The sequence below is a fragment of the Deinococcus phoenicis genome (genome assembly GCF_000599865.1).
Taxonomy (GTDB): domain Bacteria; phylum Deinococcota; class Deinococci; order Deinococcales; family Deinococcaceae; genus Deinococcus; species Deinococcus phoenicis.
On record NZ_JHAC01000050.1, the window covers coordinates 35,003 to 57,555 of the forward strand.

A 22,553-nucleotide genomic window follows, 5' to 3' on the forward strand; every position below is an offset into this window, starting at 1 on the left:
GTGTGAATGGAGGGGTGTCAGGTCTACGTGCGGTCTCGGCGTGGTAAGGTATGCGCCACCCACCAAACAAAACGCGCTATAATGCGTTATGCCCGAGAAAATCTGTTCTCTTTGCGGGGTTACTAAGCCGCTTGCCGAGTTCTTTGCCGATAAGCGCAAGCCTGATGGGAAGCAGTCTCGGTGTAAGCAGTGCGATACGGCGAAGTACGCCCATACCCGCGCTGGCAGTCAAAGAGCTTGGCGAGAGCGCAATCCTGACAAGGCCAAGGAAACACGCACTTACGAGAGCAGGCGTGAATATTTCGAGGCGCAACGCGCTGCCCCCGGCTACAAGGATTGGAAGCGGGAAAAGGACGCCGAGTACCGCGCTTCTGCCAAGGGTCGTGCGCGGGTGATCAGGAATCGCGCAAAGCGGCGATACCCCAATGGAGTTCACGAGTTCACTAAACTTGACTGGGAAGCTACTACGCGAGTATTTGGCCGCGTCTGCGCTTACTGCGGCGGTAGCGAAGAAGTGCATCACGATCACTTCATTCCACTGGCGCAAGGTGGGCAAACGGTGCGAGGCAACATCGTTCCTTGCTGCCTGACCTGCAATTCGCTCAAGGGGGATACTCCCCCCGATGAATGGTGTGCGCCCGATGTTTTTGATCGGATTTACGCCGCATTGGTGAAGCTCTGAGAGGCGGCTCATTTCTGCCCCCTCTCGAACATCCCCGCCGCTCCCGCGATCCCCGCGAGGAAGGCCAGGCAGCAGACCAGCAGCAGCAGCCGGAGGGCCTGCGGCATGCCGGCCCCGTAATCCGGGCAGATCAGGTAGGCCGTGAGGTAGGCCGGGAGCGAGAGGCCCAGCAGGTAGGCCGCGCGGTTCATGCCGTCACCTCGTACCGGAAGCTCCAGCCCCGGCCCCGCCGCACCTGTGGCCGCGTCAGCCGCTCCAACACCACCGCGAGCGCGACGATCAGCACCACGACGGCCAGCGCCCAGGCCGCGCGCAGCAGCCCGCTGGCATCCGGGCCGAGCAGTGGGGTGATCTCCCAGAGCGCGTACAGGCTCAGGAGCAGGGAGAGAGCAGCGCGGATCATGCGGCCCGCCTCTCGGCCCAGCGGCGGTACAGGGCCGCGTCGTGCCGTTGCAGGGCGTCCTGGCCCGCCCAGGTCAGGCGGTAGGTGTCCCCGTCACGCTCCACGTAGCCGATGGCGCGCAGGGCCTTGAGCCGCATATAGGCCGTCTCCGGGCGGCAGTCACCGGCGGCGGCGACCTCGCTCACGAGGGTGCAACCGCGACGCAGGGCACGCAGGGTGGTCACGCTGGGCTGGCTGAGACCGCGCATCAGCGCCCCCCCCGCATCCGGTAGTGCCGCGTGGGCACGGCGTCCACCTGCTGCTGGACGTAGGCGGCGTGGCGCTCACGGTTGCGGCGGTCGCGGGCCAGCGCGTCCCGGGTGTCCAGCCAGGAGGCCAGGGCGAGGAGGCCGAGGGCCACGAACGCCAGCACGGTGACCGCCACGGCGAGGATGAGCAGGGGGTCAGAGGTGGGGGTCACTGGGGGCCGCCTTCCGTCGCCACGCTTTGGGTGTGGTAACGGCGGAGGAGCTGGCCGCAGGCGTCCCCTGCGGCGGCCCGTGCGGCGTCCCATGCGGCGTCCCATGCGGCGTCCCCTGCGGCGGCCCCTGCGGCGCCCCATGCGGCGCCCCATGCGGCGGCCAGCTCCTCCGCCGTTACCACACCCAAAACGTGACCCCGCGCCGCTTCAATGGCCTTTCGGGGGCGGTCGTCGTTCGGGTAGTCCCGCTCGTACAGGGGCAGCACCATCTCGGCGCAGTCGGCGGCAAACAGGCGCAGCACGCGCTGACCATCCGGGTGGCAGGCGTCAATAACGCGCAGCACATCCTCCAGGGCCAGCACCTCCATCGCGCGGTCCAGAGTGACGACGTGTTCGGTGTCCGACTGGCGCACCTTCAGTTTCCGGAGTGCGGAGGCAACGCCTTCCCGGCACAGCTTGCCATCAGGGTTCTTCTCGGTCCGCTTCTGCGCGACAACTTGTCCGACCGTCACCCGCAGATCAGCCGTCAGGGCAGGCGGGGTTGCCAGCAGGCGGGCGTGGGCCTCAGCGATCAGGGGAGACAGGCCGCTCATGCCGCCCCTCCCTGCGCCCGGAACACGCCGGGACACTGGCCGTCCGGTGCGGCGTAGTCGTCGTTGTTGCAGGACCAGCCGGCCCAGTGGAGTGTCCGCACGTCGCCGCAGCAGGTGCAGGTGGCGTGGGTGTGGCCCTGAGCCTGGAGACGGGCCAAGCGGCGGGCATCACGGGCATCCTGGCGGGCCTCGAAGGCGAGGACGGGGTCAAGCTCGGGGCGGGTATCTGCTACAGTCATGGGGAACCTCGAACGTTCGTGAAGGGCCGCGTCTATCTCACGCGGCCATGCTTTTTGTCAGCCAGCCAGACGGCTGGGCTGCCGGACGCCCGAACGGGCGGGAACGGTGATGGGGAGCGTTACAGCGGCTGTAACGGCACAGGGCGCGGCTGAAGCGGCGTTTGCCCAGGTCTGAATTGCGTGGGTGGTACGGTACATGGGACTCCCCTTCAGCTCGGGTGCCCTGTACTGATCCGTCGTTTCCAGGCGGGTGGATCAGTCAGGTCAGGCGGTGGTCAGCGTGGTGCTGGGTGGTGATGGAGGCGCGAGGGGAGTGGTGCTGATGGCCTCGCGGGTAAGCCGTGCGGCGTGCATCCGGGCCAGCAGGTCAGCGGCCCAGGCCAGCCGGGACGCGGGGCGGATGGGGTGGGGGGTGGAGGTCATGCAGGCACCTGCTCAGCCTTTACCCGCAGACCCATATCCTCAATCGCGAAAAGCTCTTCCATCGTGATGCCGAGCGCACGGGCGAGCGGAGCGGCCACAGACACGTGTGTGTCGTGGTTTCTCCCCTGCTCGTGGGCCTGAATCAGGGCGGCAGACACGCCCGCCTCACGGGCCAGGGCTTCACGCGACAGGCCGCGCGCCTCCCTGTGTTCTCTGAGTCGTTTCATCTGCATACCCATAGTCTAAGGCTCTTCGGGTGATACGTCAATAACACTACGGGTCTGCCGTTAGACTATGTGGGAACCCATGAGGGAGTATTGACGTATGGGTATGCCGATATGCTCACTCACGTATCAGCAGGCAGACGGCTAATGCCAGAGGCGCGCCTCCCTCGCAGCCGCTCGAAGGCCAATCTCCCCACGTGGGCTGCCGCGTTGCGTGTCCGCCGCGCTGAACTGGGGAAGAGCCAGGAGCAGGTGGCGCTGGACAGCGGCATCCTGAACCAGACCACGGTGAGCGAGTTGGAGGGCGGACGGTATGACCTCGCCAATTTGACGATTGCCCGACTCGCAGGGCTGGCGCGTGGGCTGGGCTGGACCTTGGCGCAGATGGAAGTCGCGCTGGGGGTGGATTTTGGCCTGAGCAGCTACGAGGGAGCCATGCCCACCCCCCGCAGTCGCCCCCAACGCCCCCGAGCCTCTGCCGCTCTTTCCGCCGCTGCCCAGGGATACCACGCGCCCCCTGAGCCACTGCCTATCCCGGACGCCCTGCGGGAGGCAGCAGCGACGTTCGGCCAGCAGCCAGAGTTTGCCCCGCTGAGTGAGTTGCGCTGGCAACGATATCTGGCCGAGATTCCCTTCCGTCGCACCCCGACCACACCGGGGGAATGGCTGGTTGTGTACCTGAATCGCCGGGATGAGGTGGACCCACCGGAGCCGGAGCGTGATTGACGACGTGATCCATAGCCTGCTGCGCTACACCGAGGCACGCGGCACGGAAGCGGCTCCTAGCGCCGACATGCCCGCCCTGGCGGATGGACTGGGCTACACGCTGGCTCCCCATGAGCGGAGCTTTTTTGATCCCCTCACCGGCACCGCCTACATCAAGCGCACCCGCGACCCCCTCCAGTACAACAGCGACGCGGGGCATGAACTCGCGCACGCCCTGGCGCTAGAAGCGGCCCCTGGCTCGCCCAGCTATCGCGACGTGGTGCGCCGCTACCACGCCCAGGTGCCTGACCTGCTGGCCCACGAGGAACGCCTGACTGACCATGCAGGCGACGTGCTGACCATGCCTCCCGATCTCGTGCGGGTCACCCTGGACATCTGCGGGGTGAACGCGATAGCGGTCTGGGTGCTGCATCAGGCCGCCCAGGTGCGCCTGCACGAGGCGCTGCGCCGCGTGGTGCATTTCAACCTCGATGGCCGTGCCGGGGGGTTCATCGGCTACGGCGGCAGAATCACCCACGCCAGCTCGTACCGCTACCGCCTGCCCCCCTGGGTAGGTGATCCGGTCCCGGATGAAGACGAGTTCCAGGGCGAGGGCGTGAGCCTGTTTCAGGTGCCAGGGAGACGTAACACCGTCATTGGTCTGATCGTCATAGAGGAGTGATGTCATGAAGAAACTGCTTGCCCTAGCTATGCTGTCGGCCTTTCCTGCCTCCGCTGCTCCGCTCTATACGGTGACGGTCAATCTGTCCCCAAAGAATGTCAACGCTTCTATCTTTCTCATTAACGACTCCAAAAACGCACCCAAATCAGCCTCCTGCGCCAAAGAAAAGAGCGACAAGCTTGTCTGTAGACTGCCAGCCGGAAATTATTCGCTGTCAGTATTTGACCCTCTTGATGGCTCTGTAACTTTCCCAAAGGTAGAGAAGAAAATAAAGGTTACTAAAGATACTATTATTAACCAAATGGTAGCCGCCAAGTTTAAAAGTATCCGCCCAATGCCAGCCGAGGGCGCTGATGCTTTTAATTCAATAGCAATTTCTGTTAATGGAGAGGTGTACGACTGCAAAACATATGTCATGTCACGTCTATGTGCCATAACGCCGCTAGATGTTCAGAGCGTAAGAACACTCATTAGCCTAAATCAAAACGTAAAACAAATTACCGCTTGGGAGCGAGCGGATGTATTTGTTATGGGAAATTTTCTCATTGGCAACCGCACGTACCAGATTCTTCTGAGTTCTCGTTCAGATGATGGGACTTTGATCCAGTTCGCACTCCCATGACCCCGCGCGCCTTCTCCTATGCCCGCGTCTCCGGTCGTGACCAGGCCGACTCCGGGTACAGCCTGCCTGCCCAGCGCGAGCGCGCCGCCGCCTTCGCGCAATTCCACGCCCTGCCGGTCCCCATTCACTTCGAGGATCCCGCCGTCTCTGGCAAACGGGACGCCCGCCCTGCCTGGGTCGCCATGATGGGACAGGTCCGGGCCGGGGATACGGTGCTGGCAAAGGACCTCACACGCATCGCGCGCGGCGGCATCGTGCAGACGCTCACCCTCATCCGCGACATTGAGGCGCGGGGCGCGCGGCTGGTGTTGATCGACCAGAGCCTCGACACCAGCACGCCGTTCGGGCGCGTGGTGCTGAGCATCCTCGCCACGCTGGCCGAGTACGAACTGGAGCAGACCCGCGAGCGGTCCATGATCGGGCGGACCTTCGCGGCAAAGGCCGGCATCTGGCCCCAGGGCAGCGTGCCCTACGGTTACCTGCGGAATGCGGAGAAGCGCCTGGAGCTGAACCCCGCCACCCGTGAACCGGTGCGGGCGGCGCTGCTGGCCCTGGTCGGTCGGTCCTACCAGGAAGCCTCCGAGGAATTGCGGGGGCAGGGCATTCCCTCCCCCACGGGCAAGCCCAACTGGTCCCCGGCTCGTTTGCACGCCCTGGCGCAGCAGACCGCGTACATCGGGCGCGCGGTCTTCGTGAGCGGCGGGGAACGTATCGAGGTGCCCTGCCCGCGCCTGCTCTCCGATGAAGAGTGGGAGGCGCTTCACGCAGGCCGCCGTGCCTTCAGCGGTGGAGAGCGGCGGCCGGACCGGTACCCCTTGGTCGGCCACCTGCGCTGCCCCCATGGTGCGCCGATGAACGGGCGACAGGAGAGTCACCGGAACGCGGGCATGGTCAGCCGCTACCACGTCAGCGGGCGGCTGAAGCGGCACTACGGCTGCGGCTGCCCCAGTTTCCGGGCTGCCCAGGTGGATGATGCCGCCCGTGACCTGCTGGCCCGCGTGCTGACTGACCCGACCGACCCAGCCCACCTCGCCCTGCTGACTGGGGCCACGCCCCTCTCCGACGGGCGGGAGCAGGAGCGGCAGGAAGTTCAGGAGTCTCTCTCCAACCTCGCCCGCCTGCGCGTGCTGGGCCAGATCGAAGAGCGCGACTATCTCAGCCTGCGCGAGGAGCTGAAGGCCCGGGAACGCGCCTTGACCCCGAAGCCCCGCCAGGTGACTGAGGTGCCGGTGATGAATGAACTGGCCGCAGATGTGCGGGAGGCCAGCTCGGAACACCTGGCGGAACTACTGGACCTGCTGGATGTGCGGCTGCTGATCCAACCGGACGGGACGCTGGAACTGCTGGGTTTGCGACCGTTGGACACGGTACAGCAGGCGGTCTAGGCTGCCCGGAGAACCGTCCTGCTGTCGTTGGCGACCAGGATGCGGGGCCGGTCGGCGGGGTGGGCGTCAGTCATGCGGGCAGGGTAGCGCGGCCCGCCGCCCCCCAGCTTCCGGACGGGCGGGCGCTTCATGGCAGGCGCTCCACCCTGACGCCTGCGCTCTAGACTCTGGGCCATGAAGGCAGCGCGGGAGACGCGGGCGGCGTGGCGGGTGGCGCTGGGCAACATCATCTTCAACGCCGACACGCCTGCCGGGCGCGTGTTCGACCTGGGTCTGATCCTCGCCATCTTCGTCAGTGTGCTGACGGTGATGCTGGACAGTGTCGCCAGCGTGGGGCGGCGGTACGGCCCACTGCTGAATGACATCGAACTGGGCCTCACGGCGCTTTTTACGGTGGAATACCTGCTGCGGCTGCTCACGGCCCGGCACGCCAGACACTACGCCCGCAGTTTCTTCGGTGTGGTCGATATCCTCTCGATCCTGCCGAGCTACCTGGCATTGCTGCTGCCCGCCGCGCAGTTCCTGCTGATCGTGCGGGTCCTGCGCCTGCTGCGGATTTTCCGCATCTTCAAGCTGGTGCGCTTTCTCAGCGAGGCGAGCGTCCTTCAGCAGGCGCTCCAGGCCAGTCTGGCCAAGATCACGGTCTTTATCGCGACCGTCCTGACCCTGGTGACCATCATCGGGACCCTGATGTACGTGATCGAGGGGCCGCAGAACGGCTTTACCAGCATCCCCACCAGCATCTACTGGGCCATCGTGACCCTGACGACGGTGGGCTACGGCGACATTGCCCCGAAGACGGGCCTGGGCAAGACGCTGGCCTCGCTCGCCATGATTCTCGGCTACGGCATCATTGCGGTGCCGACCGGCATCGTGACGGTGAGCCTCGCCCAGGCCCAGCGCGGCGTGCAACCGGACCGGGTGTGTCCGCGCTGCGGCCTGCGTGGACACACCCGGGACGCCCTGTACTGCTCGCGCTGCGGCGAGAAGCTGCCGGGCAGCCTAGGCCAGATGCCGTAGACCCGGCACAAACATTTGCCGCACCGCGACCGGCGGCGGTCGGCTACAGTAGGGGTATCCCATGACGCGACTGTCTTTTCCCTTCCCGGCGCGTCCTCCGGCGCGCGGCCCTCTGGACCCGCCGTGACCCGTCCCCTCCGCCTGCTCCTGATCGACGACAGCATAATGGACCGCCACCTCGCCGAGGAGGTGTTCGCCGAGTACGGGCACCTGTGTACCGTGACCACGGTCGGCAGCGGTCAGGCCGCCCTCAACGCCATGCTGGCCCCCAAGGCCCCGCTCCCCGACGTGGTGCTGCTCGACATCAACATGCCGGGCATGTCGGGGTTCGAGGTCCTGACGGCCATGAAAAGCCACGCCCAGCTCAGCCGGATCCCGGTGGTGATGCTGACCACCTCCAGCCACGATCAGGACATCACCCAGGCGTATACGCTGCACGCCAGCTCGTACCTGATCAAGTCGGTGAATTTTCAGGACTTCGTGGCGCAGGTCGAGGGCTTCCTGGACTTCTGGACCAAGGCCCGCCTGACCACCTGGCCGGAGGCGCTCTCGCCCTGAGGCGGGGTCAGCCGCCACCTTCCTCGGCGCCGACCTTGCCCTCGGCCTTGGCACTGGTAGCCTGGGCGGCCCGCTCCACGTCCTCTTCGCGGATCTCGCGCTGTTCGGTGTCATGCTCGAAGAGTTCCCGGCGGGCGCGCAGTTTGGCCTCGGGCTGCTGAAGGTCGCCGCCCCGGCCCCGGTGGACCTGCTGGAAGAACACCAGGGCACCCCCGGCCAGCGCGAAAGCCCCGGCGAAATACAGCGTTTCCAGCGGATCTTCCCAGCGGATGAAGTGTTCCAGAAAGGTCACGCCCAGAATCACGACGACCACCGACACGACCTTCTGTTCCAGGTCCGATAGGCTCTCGACCCCCAGCGCGCTGGTCAGGTTCAGCGGCTTGATGAACAGCGAGTACAGGCCCACGCCGATGATGTAGAACACCACCGCCTTGAGCATGGTGCTGACCACCTCCAGAAACTGGACCGACAGCGAGCCGGTCTGGGTATCGCCCCCCGCCGCGAACAGGTCACGCCACGTGCTGTAGATGGTTTGCAGGGCCAGGATGGTGCCCTGGAGGAACAGGCTGAAGGCCACCAGCAGCACGGCGATCACCGCGATCAGCACCACGAAGCGGGTGCGCCCGATCAGATCACTGAACCACTCGCGCTTGCTGGATTCGGTGCTGGACTGGAAGCGGGGCCGGGTCACGCGCCCATCATGACGGGCCGGCTGGCCCGAGGAGGCGTGTATGAAGACGCTTCCCCATTCCCGTGAGTGGGCGGCCCCGCTGGCCCGACGGCCCCGGCCCGGAATCACCTTCGACGCACTGCTGGGGTCAGGGGTGCGGGTCCTGGAGGCGGTCAGAGTGCCCGCTGGGCCGCCCACGACCGCCAGACCGAACTTGCCGGACCTCGCCCGCTGGAAGGCACCCACACCGCATTCCGTCTGCGGGACGGCCACGGGAATGATTTCGCACCTTCCCGCTGCCACCGCGCCGAGCAGGTCATTCACCACGTGTCCGTGCGCACCTGGGCACCTACCTGGGAAGCCCGGGCCACAGCACTGGGCCTCCCCTCCCACGAGGAACGGCAGGTGATGCAGGCCGGAATGAGCAAAGGCGGAAGCACCCGGCCTCCGCCCCTGTCAACTGCCCTGGTTACTCGACCGTCACGCTCTTGGCCAGATTCCTCGGCTTGTCCACGTCCTTGCCCAGCGCCGTCGCGGTGAAGTAGGCCAGCAGTTGCAGCGCCACCGCGTTCACCACCGGGCTGACCATCTCGTGCGCCCGGGGCACGTACAGCACGTCGTCGGCGTGGCGGGCGTTCTCAGTGTCGCCGTCGCTGAGGAGGGCGATCACCTGGCCGCTGCGGGCGCGGACCTCCTGCACGTTGCTGATGGTCTTTTCGAGGAGGCGGCTCTCGGTGGCGACCACCACGACCGGCAGGTTCGCGTCGATCAGGGCGATGGGGCCGTGCTTCATCTCACCCGCCGCGTAGCCTTCGGCGTGGATGTAGCTGATCTCCTTGAGCTTCAGCGCGCCCTCGAAGGCGGTTGGTGCGTTCACGCCGCGCCCCAGGAACAGGTAATCGCGGGCGTGGGCGTACTTCTCGGCCACCCGCTTGATCTGCTCGACGCGCTCAGGCGCCAGCGCCTCTTCCACCAGGCGGGGCAGTTCGCGGGCGGCGTGCAGGAGGTCGCGTGCCTGCGTTTCGTCCAGCGTGCCGCGCGCGCGGCCCAGCCAGAGGGCCAGCATCACGAAGGCACTCACCATTGACGTATACGCCTTGGTGCTCGCCACCCCGATTTCCGGCCCGGCGTGGATATACAGCGTGTCGTCCAGCTCGCGGGTCATGGAGCTGCCCTTGGCGTTGATCACGCCGAGGGTCTTGGCCCCGCCCTTCTTGGCTTCGCGCAGGGCTTCGAGCGTGTCGATCGTCTCGCCCGACTGGCTCACCACGACGGCGAGGGTCTGTTCGCTCACGATGGGATTGCGGTAACGGTACTCGGAGGCCACGTCCACCTCGACTGGAATCCGCGCGAGCTGCTCGATCAGGTACTCGCCGACCAGCCCGGCATAGTACGCGGTGCCGCAGGCGATGATGCTGATGCGCTTGAAGCTCTGCGGGTCGAGGCCGATATCGAGGTTCACCTCGCCGGTGTCGTCATGCAGGCGCCCGATCAGGGTGTTGGTAAGGGCCTGCGGCTGCTCGTAGATTTCCTTGAGCATGTAGGTGTCGAAGCCGCCCTTTTCCGCTGCCTCAGCGTCCCAGTCGATGTGGTCGATGGGCCGCTCGACCGGCTGGCCCGCCAGATCGGTGATGCGGAAACCGTCGTCGTGCAGCACCACCATGTCGCCGTCGTGCAAAAAGACCATGTTGCGCGTGTAGGCCAGCAGCGCGGGCACGTCGGAGGCCAGGAACATCTCGCCCTCGCCCACGCCCATCACGAGGGGACTGACGGTGCGGGCCGCGACGATCTCGCGGTGGTCCACATGCGTCACCACGATGCCGTACGCGCCGCGCACCTGCCCCAGCGCCACGCGGACCGCCTCGTAGAGGTCGCCCGCATACGCCTCCTCGATCAGGTGGGCCAGCACCTCCGAGTCGGTTTCCGACTTGAAGGTGTGGCCGCGCGCGATCAGCCCTTCTTTCAGCGAGAGGTAATTCTCGATGATCCCGTTGTGGATGATGACGATCCTGCCGTCCTCGGTCGCGTGGGGGTGCGCGTTCGTGTCGTTGGGCAGGCCGTGGGTGGCCCAGCGGGTGTGGCCGATGCCGAGGGTGCCCGCGAGCGGCGACTCTGCCAGCTCCCCGCTGAGGTTGGCGAGCTTCCCGGCCTTCTTCTTTACCGCGATGCAGGCCCCGTCGCCCACCGCGACGCCCGCGCTGTCGTAGCCGCGATATTCCAGTTTGGCGAGGCCCGAGATCAGAACGTCCTGCGCCTGCCGGGTGCCGATATAACCGACGATTCCGCACATAGGTTCTCCTGACCCGCACCCGGCGCACAGGCCAGGGCAGGCGGTGTCTGGATTTGGGTTGTGGCACCGCGCGGCCTTATGTCCACGTCACCGTGGGGGTTATCGCCGCGCTTCCTTCCACCCGCCCGTTGAAGCGGGGGAAGTCGGGGAGGCCCGTGCCTGGGCCTGGAGGCATCCGCAGAAACTCGCTCACCTCCACCTCGTCTTCTGCTCTCCGCAGCACTGCTCAGGAAAGGGAGAACAGACCTTGCGCTTCCCGTTTTGCGTGAACCGGACACCAACGGCTCGGGGAGCAGGATAGCACCTCCGGCTTGAGTGCCGTGTGCAAGATGCTCACGCGGGCCGAGGGCCGTTCTCCGAATAGCGTGGGCAGATGACGTGGGCAGGGAACAAGAACCCCGCCCACACCCTGCTCCGTCCTGCTCGTTGAACTTCACTCGCTCCGCCCGGACAGAAGGTGCTTCTTCTTTTTTCCATTGCTTCAGGGCCAAAAAGCAGGGGCAGGAACCTTCTCAGCCCGCTGCCCCGGGCCTCCGGGTTACCTTCCCGCGCCCACCGGCACCTTTTCCAGCGCCCCCAGCACGTCCCGGATCAGATCTTCCTGATCCTCGACGCCCACCGAGAGGCGCACCAGACCGGGCGTGACGCCCTGGCGCTCAAGCGTTTCCTCGCCCAGCAGCTGGTGGGTGGTGCTGGCGGGGTGGCTGGAGAGGCTTTCCACGTCGCCCAGGCTGACGGCCTGCGTGAACAGCTGGAGGTGGTCGAGGAAGGCGAAGGCCGCCTCCTGCGAGCCGAGGTCAAGGCTCACCAGACCGCCGTAACCGCGCATCTGACGCTGGGCGACCTCGTGGCCGGGGTGATCCGGCAGGCCGGGGTAATGCAGGGCTTTGAGGGCCGGGTGGCCCCGCAGCGCCTCCGCGAGCGCCTGGGCATTGGCGCAGTGGGCCTCCATCCGCAGCGGGAGGGTCTTGAGGCCGCGCAGCAGCAGATACGCCTCGAAGGGGCCGAGAACCGAGCCGACGTGGCGCAGGCCGTGCAGGCGCAGTTCGGCCACCAGTTCCGCGCTGGCCGCCACCACGCCCGCGATCACGTCGCCGTGTCCGCTGAGGTACTTGGTGGCCGAGTGCATCACCAGGTCGGCCCCCAGGTCCAGCGGGCGGGTCAGGTACGGCGTGGCGAAGGTGTTGTCCACCACGACCAGCGCGCCGACCGCGTGCGCGACCTCGCTGGCGGCCTGGAGGTCCACCACCTTGAGGGTGGGGTTGGTGGGGGTTTCCAGCCACACCAGCCGCGTCCGCTCGGACACGACCGCGCGCAGGTCCTCCACGTCACGGGCCTCGTGGACGGTCACGCCGAAGCGGCCCAGGATGTCGCGCAGCAGCCCCTCGGTGCCGCCGTAGAGTGGGCCGACAAAGGCCACCTCGTCGCCCGTCTTCAGGAAGGTCAGGGCGACGGCGCTGGCCGCGCCCATGCCGCTGCCGAAGGCCACCGCGTCCCCGGCTCCCTCCAGGCTGGCGACCTTTTCCTCGAAGGCGCGCACGGTGGGGTTCGAGAGGCGCGAGTAGAAGTAGCCGCTCTCCTCGCCCGCGAAGAGGCGGGCGCCGCGCTCCGCGTTGCCGTAGCCGAACGTGGAGGTGGCGTAGATGGGGACGGCGTGTGCCCCCGTCACCGGGTCGAGGCCATGCCCCGCGTGAACGGCACGGGTCCGGAACCCCTGAACTTCCTGTTTAGACATGGCTTCCATTCTACCGCGCCTCCCCCTGCGGTGAAGCCCCCCTCACTCGCCGGGCAGCCGCCGCACGGGCAGGCGCACCCAGCGCCAGCGCGAGAGCCAGCGCAGCAGGATGACCGTCAGCGTGCCGCCGAGCTGGGCCTGAAAAGGCGGGAGATAGGGATGGAGCAGATAGACGGCGGCGGCTCCGGCAGCGGCGGCGGTGGCATAGAGCTGTTCGCGGCGGTACATCACTTCGGGCACCTCGTTGGCGATCAGGTCGCGGATGATGCCGCCGCCCACCCCGCTGAGCATCCCCGCGAACACCACGCCCAGCGGCCCCAGCCCGAAATTCAGCGCCCCGACCGCCCCCGACGCCGCGAACAGCCCCAGCCCCAACGTGTCGAACACGCTGAGGGTCCGCTCGAAGCGGGCCAGCCGTTCCCCGAAGGCAAAGGCCAGCACCGCCCCCGCGAGCGCCACCCACAGGTACGTCTCGTCACGCAGGAACAGGGGCGGCGTCTGCCCGGTCAGGGTGTCGCGGATGGCCCCGCCGCCAACCGCCGTCACGCAGCCCAGCACCAGCACACCGAACAGATCGAAGCGTTTGCGGACCGCCAGCAGCGCCCCCGACATGCTGAAGGCCAGCACGCCCAGCAGGTCGAGCAGGTGCAGCCCGGTCGCCAAGGTCACCTGGGGCACGCCGAGTTCATGCATCGGTCGTCATGCTACCGCGCCCTTCCTGACCCGCAGCTCACCGTGCTATACTCCCCGCTGTTGTCTCGCCCGACCCATGTGTCACCTTACAGGGGGCACGCCTGGGGGGCAGAGCGCGCCCCGGCGACCCAGCGCCAGAGAAACAGCACGCGCCGCGTGGCCCAAGGAGAGAAATCATGGCGAAGCACCCCGTTCCCAAGAAGAAGACCAGCAAGAGCAAGCGCGACATGCGCCGCAGCCACCACGCACTGGTGGCCCCCAACCTGAGCGAGTGCCCCCAGTGCCACGCCAAGAAGCTCCAGCACCACATCTGCCCCAGCTGCGGCTACTACAACGGCCGTCAGGTGCTGGCGGTCTGAAGACCGGCAACTGAAAAAGGCTCCCAGACGGGGGCCTTTTTTTGTTGGATTTTTGTTGGAAACGGGCAGGAAGACCGCCCACGCTCCGCCTATACGGATTCCGTTCAATTCCTTCCGGGACAGCGCCGGACGTCAAGCCCTCTCCCGAAACTCGTATCCCCTCCTTCTCGCGGCCGCCAGGATGGGAAGCACGCCGTCAACGATTCCACCGGAGTGCGTCTTACCCCTTGTCCCCCACATGGATCGCCGCGATGCCGAAGGTCAGCAGGCGGAAGCGGGTGCGGAAGCCTGTGGCCCGCATCAGCCCCGCCAGCCGTTCGGGGTCCAGAAAGGCGAGGGTGCTTTCGGGGAGGTACGTGTAGGCGCCCGGGTTCCCGCTGACGAGCGCCCCCACACGCGGCAGCACGTGCCGGAAGTAGAACCGGAACAGGCTCCCGAACAGCCCCGGACGGGGCGGCGGAAACTCCAGAATGACGAGGCGGCCCCCCGGAGCCAGCACCCGCCACATCTCGGCCAGGCCGCGCGCGTAGTCCGCGAAGTTGCGAAAGCCGAAGGCGCAGGTCACGGCGTCGAAAGACCCGTCCGGGTAGGGCAGGTTCAGGGCGTCGCCCTCCTCCAGCACCAGGTCGAGGTGACGGGCGCGGGCCTTCTCGCGGGCCAGGCCCAGCATCTCCGGCACGAAGTCGCTGCCGACCACCTCGGCCCCGGGCGCGCGGGCTTTGAGTTCCAGGGCAAAGTCCCCGGTGCCCGTCGCCACGTCCAGAAGGCGCGCGGGGTGCAGCGCCAGCGCCTCACGGGCCGCCTCCCGCCGCCACACCCGGTCTATCCCGAGGCTCAGCACGCGGTTGAGCAGGTCATAGCGGGGGGCGATGGAGGCGAACATCGCCTGTACCTCGCGGCCCTTATCGCGTGAACTGGGCTGGCGGTCGCCGACGGGGGGCATGTCTGGGGGCGGCGTCACGGGCGGGGGGGTCATGCCGACGATGATAGGCGGCCAACCTGGGACAGAGGCGGGACAGAAGGTTCAGGCCAGAAGATCAGAAGCTTCAGCCCAGCCGCAGCAGTCCCGCTGCCGATGCTCCCCACCGCTCCCCCTCATGGGCCGTGACCCCGCCTTGCCTGGGGGGGCTGCACGCGGCCTGTCGTCCCGTTCGCCCAGGGCGGCCGGGTCCACCCCGGCCCGTAGTCCTCGGTCAGCCACCGATGACACCCAGCGCCCGCCCCACCCGCTCATAGGCCGCCAGCGCCTGATCCAGATCCTCCCGGGTATGCTCGGCGGTCACGATGTTGCGGATGCGGGCCTGCCCCTTGGGCACGGTCGGAAAGCCCAGGCCGACGGCGAAGATGCCCTCGTCCAGCAGCCGTCGGCTGGCCTCGAAGGCGGCCTCCGGCTCCCCGAACAGCACCGGCGTGATGGGCGTCTGGCTGCCCATGGTGTCGAAGCCCAGGCGAGCCAGTTCGGCCTTGAAAGAGCGGGTGTTCTCCCACAGCCGCTCCATGAAGGAAGGGTCCTGCTGCACCAGTTCCAGCGCCGCCGAGAGGGCGCCCACGACGGCGGGCGGCTGGGCGGTGCTGAACAGGTAGGGCCGGGCGCGGTTGATCAGGAGCTGGCGCAGGTCGTGGTGCCCGGCGGCGTACCCGCCCACCACGCCCCACGCCTTGCTGAGCGTGCCGACCTGAATCACGTCATCGGCATGTTCATAGCCGAAATGGTGCACGGTGCCGCGTCCCGCCTCGCCCAGCACGCCCGAGCCGTGGGCGTCGTCCACATAGGTCACGGCGCCGTACTTGCGGGCCAGCTCGATCAGGCGGTCCAGCGGCGCGATGTCGCCGTCCATGCTGAACACGCCGTCGGTCACAACCAGTTTCAGGCCGTCCGTGTCGTTCTCGGCCAGGACCCGGTCGAGGTCGGCGGGGTCGGCGTGCTTGTAGATCTTCTTGGTGGCCTTGGTCAGCCGCAGGCCGTCGATGATGCTGGCATGGTTCAGCTCGTCGCTGACGACCAGGTCGCCGGGCTGGAGCAGGGTGCCCAGCACGCCCTGGTTGGTGGTGAAGCCGCTGCCCAGGACCAGCGCGCTGCCCGTGTGCTTGAAGCCGGCCAGTTGCTGTTCGAAGTCCTCGTGGATTTGCAGGGTCCCGGCGATGGTGCGGACGGCCCCGGCTCCCGCGCCCCACTCGCGCAGGTAGGCTGCGGCCTTTTCCTTGAGGACCGGGTGGTCGGCAAAGCCGAGATAGTTGTTGCTCGCCAGGTTCACCACGTCACGCCCGTCCACGCGGGTGCGGGCGCGGTTGGCGCTTTCCAGCACGCGCGGATGAATCAGCAGGCCGGACGCGCGCAGGGTTGCCAGTTCCGCGCCCAGGCGCTCAGAGAGGGAGGTTGCCATAGGGGCAGTCTAGAGGCTCTGTCCCCGGGCCGCCCCGGAGGGCCAGGCGCAAGGAACCGCCGGGCGGGCCAGGGCGGCCGCGTCCGGCCAGCGGAGACAGCACGGCTGAGACAAAAGTGTAAGCGGCGGCCTCCTATACTCTCCGCAGGTTTCCCATGACAAATGCCGTGTACACCCTGATCGTGCGCGCCCTGTCCGGCATCGTGTCCGAACGCGCCGCTGAAACCCTGCTGCGCGCCGCCCTGCGCGAACAGGGCCTGACCCCCGAGGGCGTGCAGGCCCAGGACATGCAGCGTGTCCTGTCCGGCCCGCTGCTGACCCGCCTGTCGGGTGTGCTGCCCCCAGAGCGCGCCCGGGCTGAACTGCAGACCCTGTCCGGACAGTTGCAGATGCAATATCCCAAGGCCCCCACCCTCTTTGTCGGTGCGCCGCTCGCCGCCTGGGACGAGACAGCGGGCATGACCAGCACGAGCTGGGGCGATGCCCAGCAGTTCAGTGCCGACGACTTCGAATTCGACGACCCCGAGTACACGGCGGCGCCCACCGAGCGGCAGTACGCGCTGGGCAGCGCCGCCGGGCAGGACGCCCTGATCCGGGACCTGGGGCGGATGCAGGGCGTGCAGGGGGTGATGGTCTGCCGCGCGAACGGCGAGGTGTTGCGCGAGCGCGCGCTCTCGGGGGCCACCAACCTCAGCAGCGTGATCGCCGCGACCGCCCTGCTGTTCCAGAAACGCTCGCTGAACCTGATGTCCGCCGACATGGGCGGGCAGACCGTGTGTATGCGCCCCCTGGGGCCGTACTGCGTGGCGGTGGTGGCGGGGCCAGGCGTGAATATCGGGCGGCTGCTCGCCGAACTCCAGCAGGTCCGGGAGGCGGCGTGAGACACGCGACCCGCACCCTGACGCTGCTCGCGGCGCTGGCCGCCGGGTCCGCCGGCGCACAGGACCTCGGCGCCTACCGCACGCTGGCGCAGAGCCTGGATGCCGCCGCGCAGGCCCGGCCCGCCAGCGCCGAGCGCGCCCTGACCGAACTCGACCGGGCCGAGGCCGCCTACGCCCAATTGGCACCGACCCTCCAGAACAAGCAGCTTCTGGGCGGCCTGCGTGACGCCCTGGACGGCGCGCGCGGCGCCCTGGCCCGCACGCCCGCCGAGGTGCAGGCGCAGGTGCTGCTCGCGCGCGGGCTGATGCGCCGGGCGCTGTACGACCAGACCCTGAACCAGCTCGCGCAGACCGCCGGGACGCCGGCAGCGGGGGGCAGCGCCGCACAGGTGAAGCTGCTCGCCCGCGAGTTCGGCCTGACGGGTGCCCCGGCCGCGGCCCTGGTGGGCGACGCCGGGGCCGGGCACCTGGAGCGCGTCGCGTGGCGGCTCCAGCGCGCGGCGGCGCAGAAGGTCGGCGCGGCGCTGAACGTGGTCCGGCCCGAGCGCAGCCCGGCCTCCTACGTGAACCTGGCGCGGGCGACCGGCTGGTTCACGGTGGTGCAGGATGCCGGGGCGCAGAATCTGAAGGTGGCGCAGTTCACGGCGGCCCTGGGACAGCTCACGGCGGGCGATGTCCCGGCGCTGACCGCTTCCCTGGGCACCCTCCGGCAGGGCGCGGCGGCCCTGAGCCGGTCGCTGTCCACGCCGCCCGCGTCGGTCGGCCCAGCGAAGGCTGCGGGGGCGGCACAGTCCCCGGCCCCCCGGCCTTCGGAAGCCCAGACGCCCGCAGCCCAGACCCCTGAAGCCCAGACGCCCGGCACCCAGACACCAGACGCGCAGACCCCAGAGGCGGCGTCGCCGGGCACCGTTTCCACGCCTGCGGCCCCCGCCTCGGGCGGTGTGGACGCCGCCTATACCGCCCTGGGCCGGGCGCTGACCGCCGTGGGCCACGGCGATCCCGAGGCCGCCCGCAGCGAACTGGGCCGCGTGCCCGCCGCCCTGGCCTCGGCCCCGGCGGCCCTGCGCCGTGCGGGCGGCTACGACACGCTCACGCAGCATCTGGCCGCCGCGCAGGAACGCCGGGGCTTGCGGCCCGGTGACGTCCAGGCGCTGATCGCGGAACTCGGCGGCCTGGAGCGCAGCGTAGCCGGAGAGGGGCGCAGTACGGTGGACACCCTTTCGGCCGGGGTCGCACGGACCTTCAGCGGGGGGCTGCGGGCCGTGGTGTTCCTGCTGCTGGCCCTGCTGGGGCTGGTGCCGCTGTACCTGCTCAATCTGGCCTTCGGGGGACGCAATCCCTACTGGCGGGCCATCACCGCCGCGCTGGTGCTGTTGCTGCTGCCGGTGTTCCTGGAAGGCGTGTTCGGCTTCCTGGGCTGGGTGGGCGACCTGAGCGGCGTCACGTTCCTGCGTGCCGCCCCCAGCCTGACGCTGTGGCAGGGCGTGTACGGTCTGCCGCTGCGGGCGCTGTTCACGGCGCTGGCCATTGCGCTGGCGTCCTACGGGTTCCGGGGGCTGTGCGTACAGTTCGGCCTGCTGGGCCGCCAGAGTGCCGCCCGGAGTGCCCCCCAGCCCAGCCTGGACTGGGACGAGGAGCCGTCATGAGCCGGCCCTGCTCCCCGAGCCTTGACGCCGGAGGCCGCGCGTGACCGCGCCTGGCCCCTCCTCCGAACCCCTGTACCGCCTGCCCGTGCGGCTGCTGGGCGACCTGGTCTCGCCCCGCGCGCTGGAACGCATCCTGCAAGACGCGGCGCAGGCCCGGGGCCGGACCCCGGAGACGCTCGACGCGCCCACGCTGGAAGACATCCTCAAGCGCGAGGTGTTCAAGCGGCTGCAACTGAGCGTGCCCGCCGCGCTCGCCAAGCGCCGGGTGTCGGACGTGATCCGGGAACTGCTGGAAACCACCCCGGCCCCGCCCACCCAGGGCGGCGGGGAACAGCCCCTGAGCGTGCTGGAAGACGGCGCGCGGCGCTTTACCCTGTACTTCGACTGGCCGGAAACGCAGCGGCTGCGTGGCGTGCTGGGCGTGGCCCGGCAGCAGCAGCAGGCCGGACAGGACATCACGCCGCTGGTCCGCGAGGGCCAGGACCTGATCGCGCTGATGGAGCGCCGCCTGCAAGAAGGGCTGGTCGCGCAGGCGCAGGACCTGGCCGAGTTGCAGGCCGCCTTCCGGCGCGTGCAGGGGATGGGCGGCAAGGACGTGCGCCGCCTGGAAAGCCTGATCGCACAGATCGACGAGGCGCAGGGCCAGAGCGTGCTGCTCCCGGCCGAGGTGGAGCGCGCGCGCAACATCACCTTCACGCTGCGCAAGCTGCTGGAATCGTCGGTGGTTCAGCCGCTCGCCTCCGGCGAGGCCCCCACCCCGCTGGACCCCGAAGCCCAGGCGCGGGTGCTGGCGCTGGAACAGGAACACGTGGCCCGGCAACTGGCCGACCTGGCCCGCGAGTTCGGGCCGCTGCTGCGCGCCCGCCCCGACCTGGAAGGCCAGGTGCAGGCGGTGCGCGCCGAGCACGCCAGTGGAACGGTCCGGGCCGACCGGGTGGACGCCTGGCGCGCCGAACTCGAAGCGGCCCGCGACGCGGCCCTGACCGAACAGCGGGCGGACCTGGCCGCCATCGAGGCGCACCTGGGGACCCTGCCCGACAGCCCCGAGCTGGCCGAGGCGCGCACGGCGCTGGACGTGGTCCGGCTCACGCTGGCCGGGGGCGGTCTGGCGACCGACGAGCTGCGCGACCTGCACGGCACGCTCGCGGCGCTGGAAGCGACGCCGGAAACCGCCGCGCGCCTGCTGGCCGGACAGCGAGAACTGGCCGAGGTCGAGCGGGCCGCCCGCGACGTGCCCGGGGCCAGCAGCGACCTCGCCCCGCAGCTTGCCGCCGCCCGGGCCGCCCTGGGCCGGGGCGAGGACGTGGACACCGACGCGCTGTGGGCCGCCCTGGAACGCCGCATGGGCGAGGCCGCGCAGCAGCGGCAGGACTTCGATGCCCGCGCCGACTTCGTCATCCGTGAGTACGACACGGTCCGGCACCTGGCGGGCGAGACCACGCAGAAGCTGGGGCGGCTGGCCGAGACGCTGCGTGCCCAGCGCCGCCTGGGGGCGATGTCGGCCGACGCGCGCGAACGCTACGCCCAGACCCTCACGGACGCCGAGGCCCTGCTGGCCGAGGCCCACGCCGAGTACGAGGCCGCCCAGGAAGTCACGGCCAGCTTCGGTGCCGACGCCCTGAGCGGCCTGCTGGACGTGTTCGACTACGGGAGCGGCGCGGGCGGCGACCTGTTCGGCGCGGCGGCATCTGCCGAGCCGCCAGCCACCCAGAACGACTTCCCCGACGACACCTGGCAGGTGCGGGGCGGCCGCGTGACGGCGGGCCGCGAGGAGCCGGCCGCCCGTGGTGTGGCGACCCTGCTGGAACAGGCGACGCTGCTGGGCGCGCTGTCCCTCCGGTTCGAGGACGAGCGCGGGGCGTGGGCCGCCCGGCAGGACGGCGCGGGCGGCTGGCGGGTGGCGCGCGGCCCGAACGCCGGGACCCTCGACGACCGGTTCGGCGGGTGGCTGGCGACGGGCGAGGTCCGGCAGTAGCCTGCGGGCGTGACCGCTCCTGATCTGCCCCTCCTTCCCGGCGAGACGCGCCCGCTGCACGGCCCCGGTGAGCAACGCGCCCTCGGGGCGGCGCTCGCCCACGCCCTGCCGGCGGGCGGGGTGCTGTTTCTGGAAGGCGAACTCGGGGCCGGCAAGACCACGCTGACACAGGGGCTGGTCGCCGCACTGGGCTTTAGCGGCGCCGTGACCAGCCCCACCTACGCGCTGATGCACCCCTACCCCACCCCGGCGGGCCGCGTCCTGCACGTGGACGCCTACCGCGTGCGGGACGTGCGGGAGCTGTACGACATGGACCTGGAGGACCTGATTGCAGGCAGCCGCCTGAGCGTGATCGAGTGGGGCGCGGACCTGTATGCCGACTACCCGGACGCACCGATTCTGCGGCTGGAGCATGTGGCGGGCGAGCCGGAGGTGCGGCAGGTCACGCGGCTGCGCTGATACGAATTCCGGTTGAACAGTGACAAAAACTGTTCAACCCGAGCGGAGCGAGCCGGAAAGAACCGGTTGCCGGGAAGGCGTTATCGAAGCGGCGCTTTACCGATTTGAGAACGGATTGGACGGAAACCGTATGACCCGTGCGCCCACCCGGGGCGTTCTCCCCTGCCTCCCGCTCCCGCTTGCGCCACAATGGCCCCCATGTGGACGCTGGTGGTGAACTGCGGAAGCAGCAGTCTGAAATTTGCGCTGCTGAATCCTGCCTCGGGAGAGCAGCCGCTCTCGGGCCTCGCGGAGCGGCTGGGGTCGGACCTGGCCTCGGTGCGGGTGGACCGGAACGGCGACCCAGTGACCGTGCCGCTGCCGCGCGGCAGCTACGCGCAAGCGTTCGGCGTGCTGCTGGCCGAACTGGACGCGCTGGGCCTGCGCGGGGCCATCCGCGCCATCGGTCACCGGGTCGTTCACGGCGGCGACCGCTTCAGCACACCGGTCCTGATCACGCCCGAGGTGGTGGAGGTGATCCGGGCCTGTGTGCCCCTCGCGCCGCTGCACAATCCGGCGAATCTGGCCGGCATCGAGGCGGCGCTGGCGACCTTCCCGGACCTGCCCCAGGTGGCGGTCTTCGACACGGCCTTTCACCAGACCCTCCCCGAGATCGCCTATCGGTACGCGGTGCCGGCCAGTTGGTACACGCAGCACGGCGTGCGGCGCTACGGCTTTCACGGCATCAGCCACGCCTATGTGGCCGGCGAGGCGGCGCGGAGGCTGGGCCGCCCCCTCCCGGAGCTGAGCCTCATCACGGCGCACCTGGGCAACGGGTGCAGCGTCACCGCCGTGCAGGGCGGGCGCAGTGTGGACACCAGCATGGGCCTCACGCCGCTGGAAGGGCTGGTGATGGGCACCCGCAGCGGCGACGTGGACCCTGGCCTGCCCGACTACCTCGCGCGGCAGGCGGGCCTGAGCCTGACGCAGATCACGGCGGCGCTGAACCGGGAAAGCGGGCTGCTGGGCCTGTCGGGGCTGACCAACGACATGCGCGAGCTGGAGGAGGCCGCCGGGCGCGGGAACGAGCCGGCCCGGCTGGCCGTGGACATCTTCGTCTACCGCCTCGCCAAGACCATTGCCGGAATGGCCGTCGCGCTGGGCAGGCTGGACGCCCTCGTCTTCACGGGCGGCATCGGGGAAAACAGCGCCGGCGTGCGGGCCACGACCCTCGCGCGGCTGGGGCTGCTGGGCTTCCGGCTAAACGAGGCGGCCAACGCGCGCGCGGTGCGTGGCCAGGGCGGCCCCATCACCGCCCCGGACAGCCTGCCTGCCCTGGTGGTAAATACCAACGAGGAATTGATGATCGCCCGCGAGACGGCGGAAGTCGCAGGGGAAGTTGTGGGGCGTGGGTTGTAGGACAAGCGGAGCGGCAGCCCGGGCAGGTGCCTTGGCCCCCACACTCCACACCCCGTAGCCCACCCCC

General features: G+C 68.9%; 28 protein-coding genes. 13 read left to right on the plus strand and 15 right to left on the minus strand.

The genetic code is table 11. From position 1 onward, the window contains the following. Positions 1–88: 88 nt before the first annotated feature. Positions 89–682 (plus strand): HNH endonuclease, encoded by a 594-nt coding sequence (locus DEIPH_RS19355; RefSeq protein ID WP_034359374.1) that lies wholly within the window; start codon positions 89–91, stop codon positions 680–682. 8 nt (positions 683–690) lie between these two features. Here DEIPH_RS19355 and DEIPH_RS14400 read toward each other — a convergent pair whose 3' ends face one another. The 8 genes from DEIPH_RS14400 to DEIPH_RS14430 all read right to left on the minus strand — a co-directional run bounded on the left by DEIPH_RS14400 (position 691) and on the right by DEIPH_RS14430 (position 3,033). Beyond that, entirely contained in the window at positions 691–873 is a 183-nt protein-coding gene (locus DEIPH_RS14400; protein ID WP_034359376.1) for a hypothetical protein, read from the minus strand. Further along, positions 870–1,085, minus strand: coding sequence for a hypothetical protein (locus DEIPH_RS14405; protein WP_034359377.1), 216 nt, complete (start codon positions 1,083–1,085; stop codon positions 870–872). The genes DEIPH_RS14400 and DEIPH_RS14405 overlap by 4 nt, the downstream gene beginning before the upstream one ends. Next, the gene (locus DEIPH_RS14410; protein ID WP_034359379.1) at positions 1,082–1,333 is read right to left on the minus strand and encodes a hypothetical protein; all 252 of its coding nucleotides are present in this window, start codon (positions 1,331–1,333) and stop codon (positions 1,082–1,084) included. Before DEIPH_RS14410 ends, DEIPH_RS14405 begins: the two co-directional genes overlap by 4 nt. Beyond that, positions 1,333–1,545, minus strand: coding sequence for a hypothetical protein (locus tag DEIPH_RS14415; protein WP_034359381.1), 213 nt, complete (start codon positions 1,543–1,545; stop codon positions 1,333–1,335). Before DEIPH_RS14415 ends, DEIPH_RS14410 begins: the two co-directional genes overlap by 1 nt. Beyond that, positions 1,542–2,138: a putative immunity protein gene (locus DEIPH_RS20355; RefSeq protein WP_051517411.1), complete on the minus strand. Its 597-nt coding sequence runs from the start codon at positions 2,136–2,138 to the stop codon at positions 1,542–1,544. Before DEIPH_RS20355 ends, DEIPH_RS14415 begins: the two co-directional genes overlap by 4 nt. After that, positions 2,135–2,377, minus strand: a complete 243-nt coding sequence (locus DEIPH_RS19930; protein WP_152544958.1) for a hypothetical protein — start codon at positions 2,375–2,377, stop codon at positions 2,135–2,137. Before DEIPH_RS19930 ends, DEIPH_RS20355 begins: the two co-directional genes overlap by 4 nt. Before the next feature lie 264 nt (positions 2,378–2,641). Further along, a complete protein-coding gene (locus DEIPH_RS20220) occupies positions 2,642–2,800 on the minus strand; it encodes a hypothetical protein (protein ID WP_161636074.1) in 159 nt (52 codons plus the stop codon). Next, a complete protein-coding gene (locus tag DEIPH_RS14430; RefSeq protein WP_161636075.1) occupies positions 2,797–3,033 on the minus strand; it encodes a helix-turn-helix transcriptional regulator in 237 nt (78 codons plus the stop codon). Before DEIPH_RS14430 ends, DEIPH_RS20220 begins: the two co-directional genes overlap by 4 nt. A 201-nt stretch (positions 3,034–3,234) precedes the next feature. Here DEIPH_RS14430 and DEIPH_RS14435 point away from each other — a divergent pair, with 201 nt between their 5' ends. From DEIPH_RS14435 to DEIPH_RS14445, 4 genes are read left to right on the plus strand one after another with little or no spacing between them, the layout of a single operon-like run. Beyond that, positions 3,235–3,750, plus strand: coding sequence for a helix-turn-helix transcriptional regulator (locus DEIPH_RS14435; protein ID WP_152544959.1), 516 nt, complete (start codon positions 3,235–3,237; stop codon positions 3,748–3,750). Next, entirely contained in the window at positions 3,743–4,411 is a 669-nt protein-coding gene (locus DEIPH_RS14440; RefSeq protein WP_034359391.1) for a hypothetical protein, read from the plus strand. The genes DEIPH_RS14435 and DEIPH_RS14440 overlap by 8 nt, the downstream gene beginning before the upstream one ends. 4 nt (positions 4,412–4,415) lie before the next feature. Beyond that, entirely contained in the window at positions 4,416–5,033 is a 618-nt protein-coding gene (locus DEIPH_RS19935; protein ID WP_152544960.1) for a hypothetical protein, read from the plus strand. Continuing rightward, entirely contained in the window at positions 5,030–6,418 is a 1,389-nt protein-coding gene (locus DEIPH_RS14445; protein WP_034359393.1) for a recombinase family protein, read from the plus strand. The genes DEIPH_RS19935 and DEIPH_RS14445 overlap by 4 nt, the downstream gene beginning before the upstream one ends. Here the strand turns inward: DEIPH_RS14445 and DEIPH_RS20850 are convergent. Next, entirely contained in the window at positions 6,415–6,549 is a 135-nt protein-coding gene (locus DEIPH_RS20850; RefSeq protein ID WP_267134656.1) for a hypothetical protein, read from the minus strand. The genes DEIPH_RS14445 and DEIPH_RS20850 overlap by 4 nt on opposite strands. Before the next feature lie 43 nt (positions 6,550–6,592). Here DEIPH_RS20850 and DEIPH_RS14450 point away from each other — a divergent pair, with 43 nt between their 5' ends. Continuing rightward, the gene (locus DEIPH_RS14450; RefSeq protein WP_034359396.1) at positions 6,593–7,438 is read left to right on the plus strand and encodes an ion transporter; all 846 of its coding nucleotides are present in this window, start codon (positions 6,593–6,595) and stop codon (positions 7,436–7,438) included. 123 nt (positions 7,439–7,561) lie between these two features. Then, positions 7,562–7,996: a response regulator gene (locus tag DEIPH_RS14455; RefSeq protein WP_034359398.1), complete on the plus strand. Its 435-nt coding sequence runs from the start codon at positions 7,562–7,564 to the stop codon at positions 7,994–7,996. A 7-nt stretch (positions 7,997–8,003) separates the two neighbouring features. Here the strand turns inward: DEIPH_RS14455 and DEIPH_RS14460 are convergent, their stop codons facing one another. From DEIPH_RS14460 to DEIPH_RS14475, 4 genes are all read right to left on the minus strand, one after another. Next, positions 8,004–8,687 carry a YqhA family protein gene (locus tag DEIPH_RS14460; protein WP_034359400.1) on the minus strand — a complete coding sequence of 228 codons (684 nt, stop codon included), beginning with the start codon at positions 8,685–8,687 and terminating at the stop codon, positions 8,004–8,006. A 448-nt stretch (positions 8,688–9,135) separates the two neighbouring features. Continuing rightward, a complete protein-coding gene (glmS, locus tag DEIPH_RS14465; protein ID WP_034359402.1) occupies positions 9,136–10,956 on the minus strand; it encodes a glutamine--fructose-6-phosphate transaminase (isomerizing) in 1,821 nt (606 codons plus the stop codon). A 538-nt stretch (positions 10,957–11,494) separates the two neighbouring features. Then, positions 11,495–12,700 (minus strand): trans-sulfuration enzyme family protein, encoded by a 1,206-nt coding sequence (locus tag DEIPH_RS14470; RefSeq protein WP_407636514.1) that lies wholly within the window; start codon positions 12,698–12,700, stop codon positions 11,495–11,497. Positions 12,701–12,733: 33 nt separating this feature from the next. Beyond that, positions 12,734–13,384 carry a trimeric intracellular cation channel family protein gene (locus DEIPH_RS14475; RefSeq protein ID WP_034359405.1) on the minus strand — a complete coding sequence of 217 codons (651 nt, stop codon included), beginning with the start codon at positions 13,382–13,384 and terminating at the stop codon, positions 12,734–12,736. Positions 13,385–13,560: 176 nt separating this feature from the next. Here DEIPH_RS14475 and rpmF point away from each other — a divergent pair, with 176 nt between their 5' ends. Continuing rightward, positions 13,561–13,743 carry a 50S ribosomal protein L32 gene (gene rpmF / locus DEIPH_RS14480; protein WP_034359407.1) on the plus strand — a complete coding sequence of 61 codons (183 nt, stop codon included), beginning with the start codon at positions 13,561–13,563 and terminating at the stop codon, positions 13,741–13,743. Positions 13,744–13,963: 220 nt separating this feature from the next. Here the strand turns inward: rpmF and ubiE are convergent, their stop codons facing one another. Further along, positions 13,964–14,686 carry a bifunctional demethylmenaquinone methyltransferase/2-methoxy-6-polyprenyl-1,4-benzoquinol methylase UbiE gene (gene ubiE / locus DEIPH_RS14485; RefSeq protein ID WP_407636515.1) on the minus strand — a complete coding sequence of 241 codons (723 nt, stop codon included), beginning with the start codon at positions 14,684–14,686 and terminating at the stop codon, positions 13,964–13,966. Between the two features lie 250 nt (positions 14,687–14,936). Then, positions 14,937–16,127, minus strand: a complete 1,191-nt coding sequence (locus DEIPH_RS14490) for a glycine C-acetyltransferase (RefSeq protein WP_034359412.1) — start codon at positions 16,125–16,127, stop codon at positions 14,937–14,939. Positions 16,128–16,282: 155 nt separating this feature from the next. Between DEIPH_RS14490 and DEIPH_RS14495 the strand changes: the two genes are divergently transcribed. From DEIPH_RS14495 to DEIPH_RS14515, 5 genes are all read left to right on the plus strand, one after another. Continuing rightward, positions 16,283–17,008 carry a roadblock/LC7 domain-containing protein gene (locus DEIPH_RS14495; protein WP_034359414.1) on the plus strand — a complete coding sequence of 242 codons (726 nt, stop codon included), beginning with the start codon at positions 16,283–16,285 and terminating at the stop codon, positions 17,006–17,008. Beyond that, positions 17,005–18,654: a hypothetical protein gene (locus DEIPH_RS14500; RefSeq protein ID WP_051517412.1), complete on the plus strand. Its 1,650-nt coding sequence runs from the start codon at positions 17,005–17,007 to the stop codon at positions 18,652–18,654. The genes DEIPH_RS14495 and DEIPH_RS14500 overlap by 4 nt, the downstream gene beginning before the upstream one ends. 40 nt (positions 18,655–18,694) lie before the next feature. Beyond that, a complete protein-coding gene (locus tag DEIPH_RS14505) occupies positions 18,695–20,629 on the plus strand; it encodes a coiled-coil domain-containing protein (protein WP_034359416.1) in 1,935 nt (644 codons plus the stop codon). A 9-nt stretch (positions 20,630–20,638) separates the two neighbouring features. After that, positions 20,639–21,088, plus strand: coding sequence for a tRNA (adenosine(37)-N6)-threonylcarbamoyltransferase complex ATPase subunit type 1 TsaE (tsaE, locus tag DEIPH_RS14510; protein WP_034359419.1), 450 nt, complete (start codon positions 20,639–20,641; stop codon positions 21,086–21,088). 198 nt (positions 21,089–21,286) lie between these two features. Next, positions 21,287–22,486, plus strand: coding sequence for an acetate kinase (locus DEIPH_RS14515; protein ID WP_034359421.1), 1,200 nt, complete (start codon positions 21,287–21,289; stop codon positions 22,484–22,486). Positions 22,487–22,553: the final 67 nt, after the last annotated feature.

What these genes read in the sequence shown, in the direction of transcription:
- ubiE (WP_407636515.1), bottom strand. Translation starts at nt 14,686, where the DNA reads ATGCCCCCCGTCGGCGACCGCCAGCCCAGTTCACGCGATAAGGGCCGC.
- DEIPH_RS19930 (WP_152544958.1), bottom strand. Translation starts at nt 2,377, where the DNA reads ATGACTGTAGCAGATACCCGCCCCGAGCTTGACCCCGTCCTCGCCTTC.
- DEIPH_RS14470 (WP_407636514.1), bottom strand. Translation starts at nt 12,700, where the DNA reads ATGGAAGCCATGTCTAAACAGGAAGTTCAGGGGTTCCGGACCCGTGCC.
- DEIPH_RS20220 (WP_161636074.1), bottom strand. Translation starts at nt 2,800, where the DNA reads ATGACCTCCACCCCCCACCCCATCCGCCCCGCGTCCCGGCTGGCCTGG.
- DEIPH_RS14475 (WP_034359405.1), bottom strand. Translation starts at nt 13,384, where the DNA reads ATGCATGAACTCGGCGTGCCCCAGGTGACCTTGGCGACCGGGCTGCAC.
- DEIPH_RS14490 (WP_034359412.1), bottom strand. Translation starts at nt 16,127, where the DNA reads ATGGCAACCTCCCTCTCTGAGCGCCTGGGCGCGGAACTGGCAACCCTG.
- DEIPH_RS14400 (WP_034359376.1), bottom strand. Translation starts at nt 873, where the DNA reads ATGAACCGCGCGGCCTACCTGCTGGGCCTCTCGCTCCCGGCCTACCTC.
- DEIPH_RS14450 (WP_034359396.1), top strand. Translation starts at nt 6,593, where the DNA reads ATGAAGGCAGCGCGGGAGACGCGGGCGGCGTGGCGGGTGGCGCTGGGC.
- DEIPH_RS14430 (WP_161636075.1), bottom strand. Translation starts at nt 3,033, where the DNA reads ATGCAGATGAAACGACTCAGAGAACACAGGGAGGCGCGCGGCCTGTCG.
- DEIPH_RS14515 (WP_034359421.1), top strand. Translation starts at nt 21,287, where the DNA reads ATGTGGACGCTGGTGGTGAACTGCGGAAGCAGCAGTCTGAAATTTGCG.
- DEIPH_RS19355 (WP_034359374.1), top strand. Translation starts at nt 89, where the DNA reads ATGCCCGAGAAAATCTGTTCTCTTTGCGGGGTTACTAAGCCGCTTGCC.
- glmS (WP_034359402.1), bottom strand. Translation starts at nt 10,956, where the DNA reads ATGTGCGGAATCGTCGGTTATATCGGCACCCGGCAGGCGCAGGACGTT.
- DEIPH_RS14495 (WP_034359414.1), top strand. Translation starts at nt 16,283, where the DNA reads ATGACAAATGCCGTGTACACCCTGATCGTGCGCGCCCTGTCCGGCATC.
- DEIPH_RS14405 (WP_034359377.1), bottom strand. Translation starts at nt 1,085, where the DNA reads ATGATCCGCGCTGCTCTCTCCCTGCTCCTGAGCCTGTACGCGCTCTGG.
- DEIPH_RS19935 (WP_152544960.1), top strand. Translation starts at nt 4,416, where the DNA reads ATGAAGAAACTGCTTGCCCTAGCTATGCTGTCGGCCTTTCCTGCCTCC.
- rpmF (WP_034359407.1), top strand. Translation starts at nt 13,561, where the DNA reads ATGGCGAAGCACCCCGTTCCCAAGAAGAAGACCAGCAAGAGCAAGCGC.
- DEIPH_RS14410 (WP_034359379.1), bottom strand. Translation starts at nt 1,333, where the DNA reads ATGCGCGGTCTCAGCCAGCCCAGCGTGACCACCCTGCGTGCCCTGCGT.
- DEIPH_RS20850 (WP_267134656.1), bottom strand. Translation starts at nt 6,549, where the DNA reads ATGAAGCGCCCGCCCGTCCGGAAGCTGGGGGGCGGCGGGCCGCGCTAC.
- DEIPH_RS20355 (WP_051517411.1), bottom strand. Translation starts at nt 2,138, where the DNA reads ATGAGCGGCCTGTCTCCCCTGATCGCTGAGGCCCACGCCCGCCTGCTG.
- DEIPH_RS14445 (WP_034359393.1), top strand. Translation starts at nt 5,030, where the DNA reads ATGACCCCGCGCGCCTTCTCCTATGCCCGCGTCTCCGGTCGTGACCAG.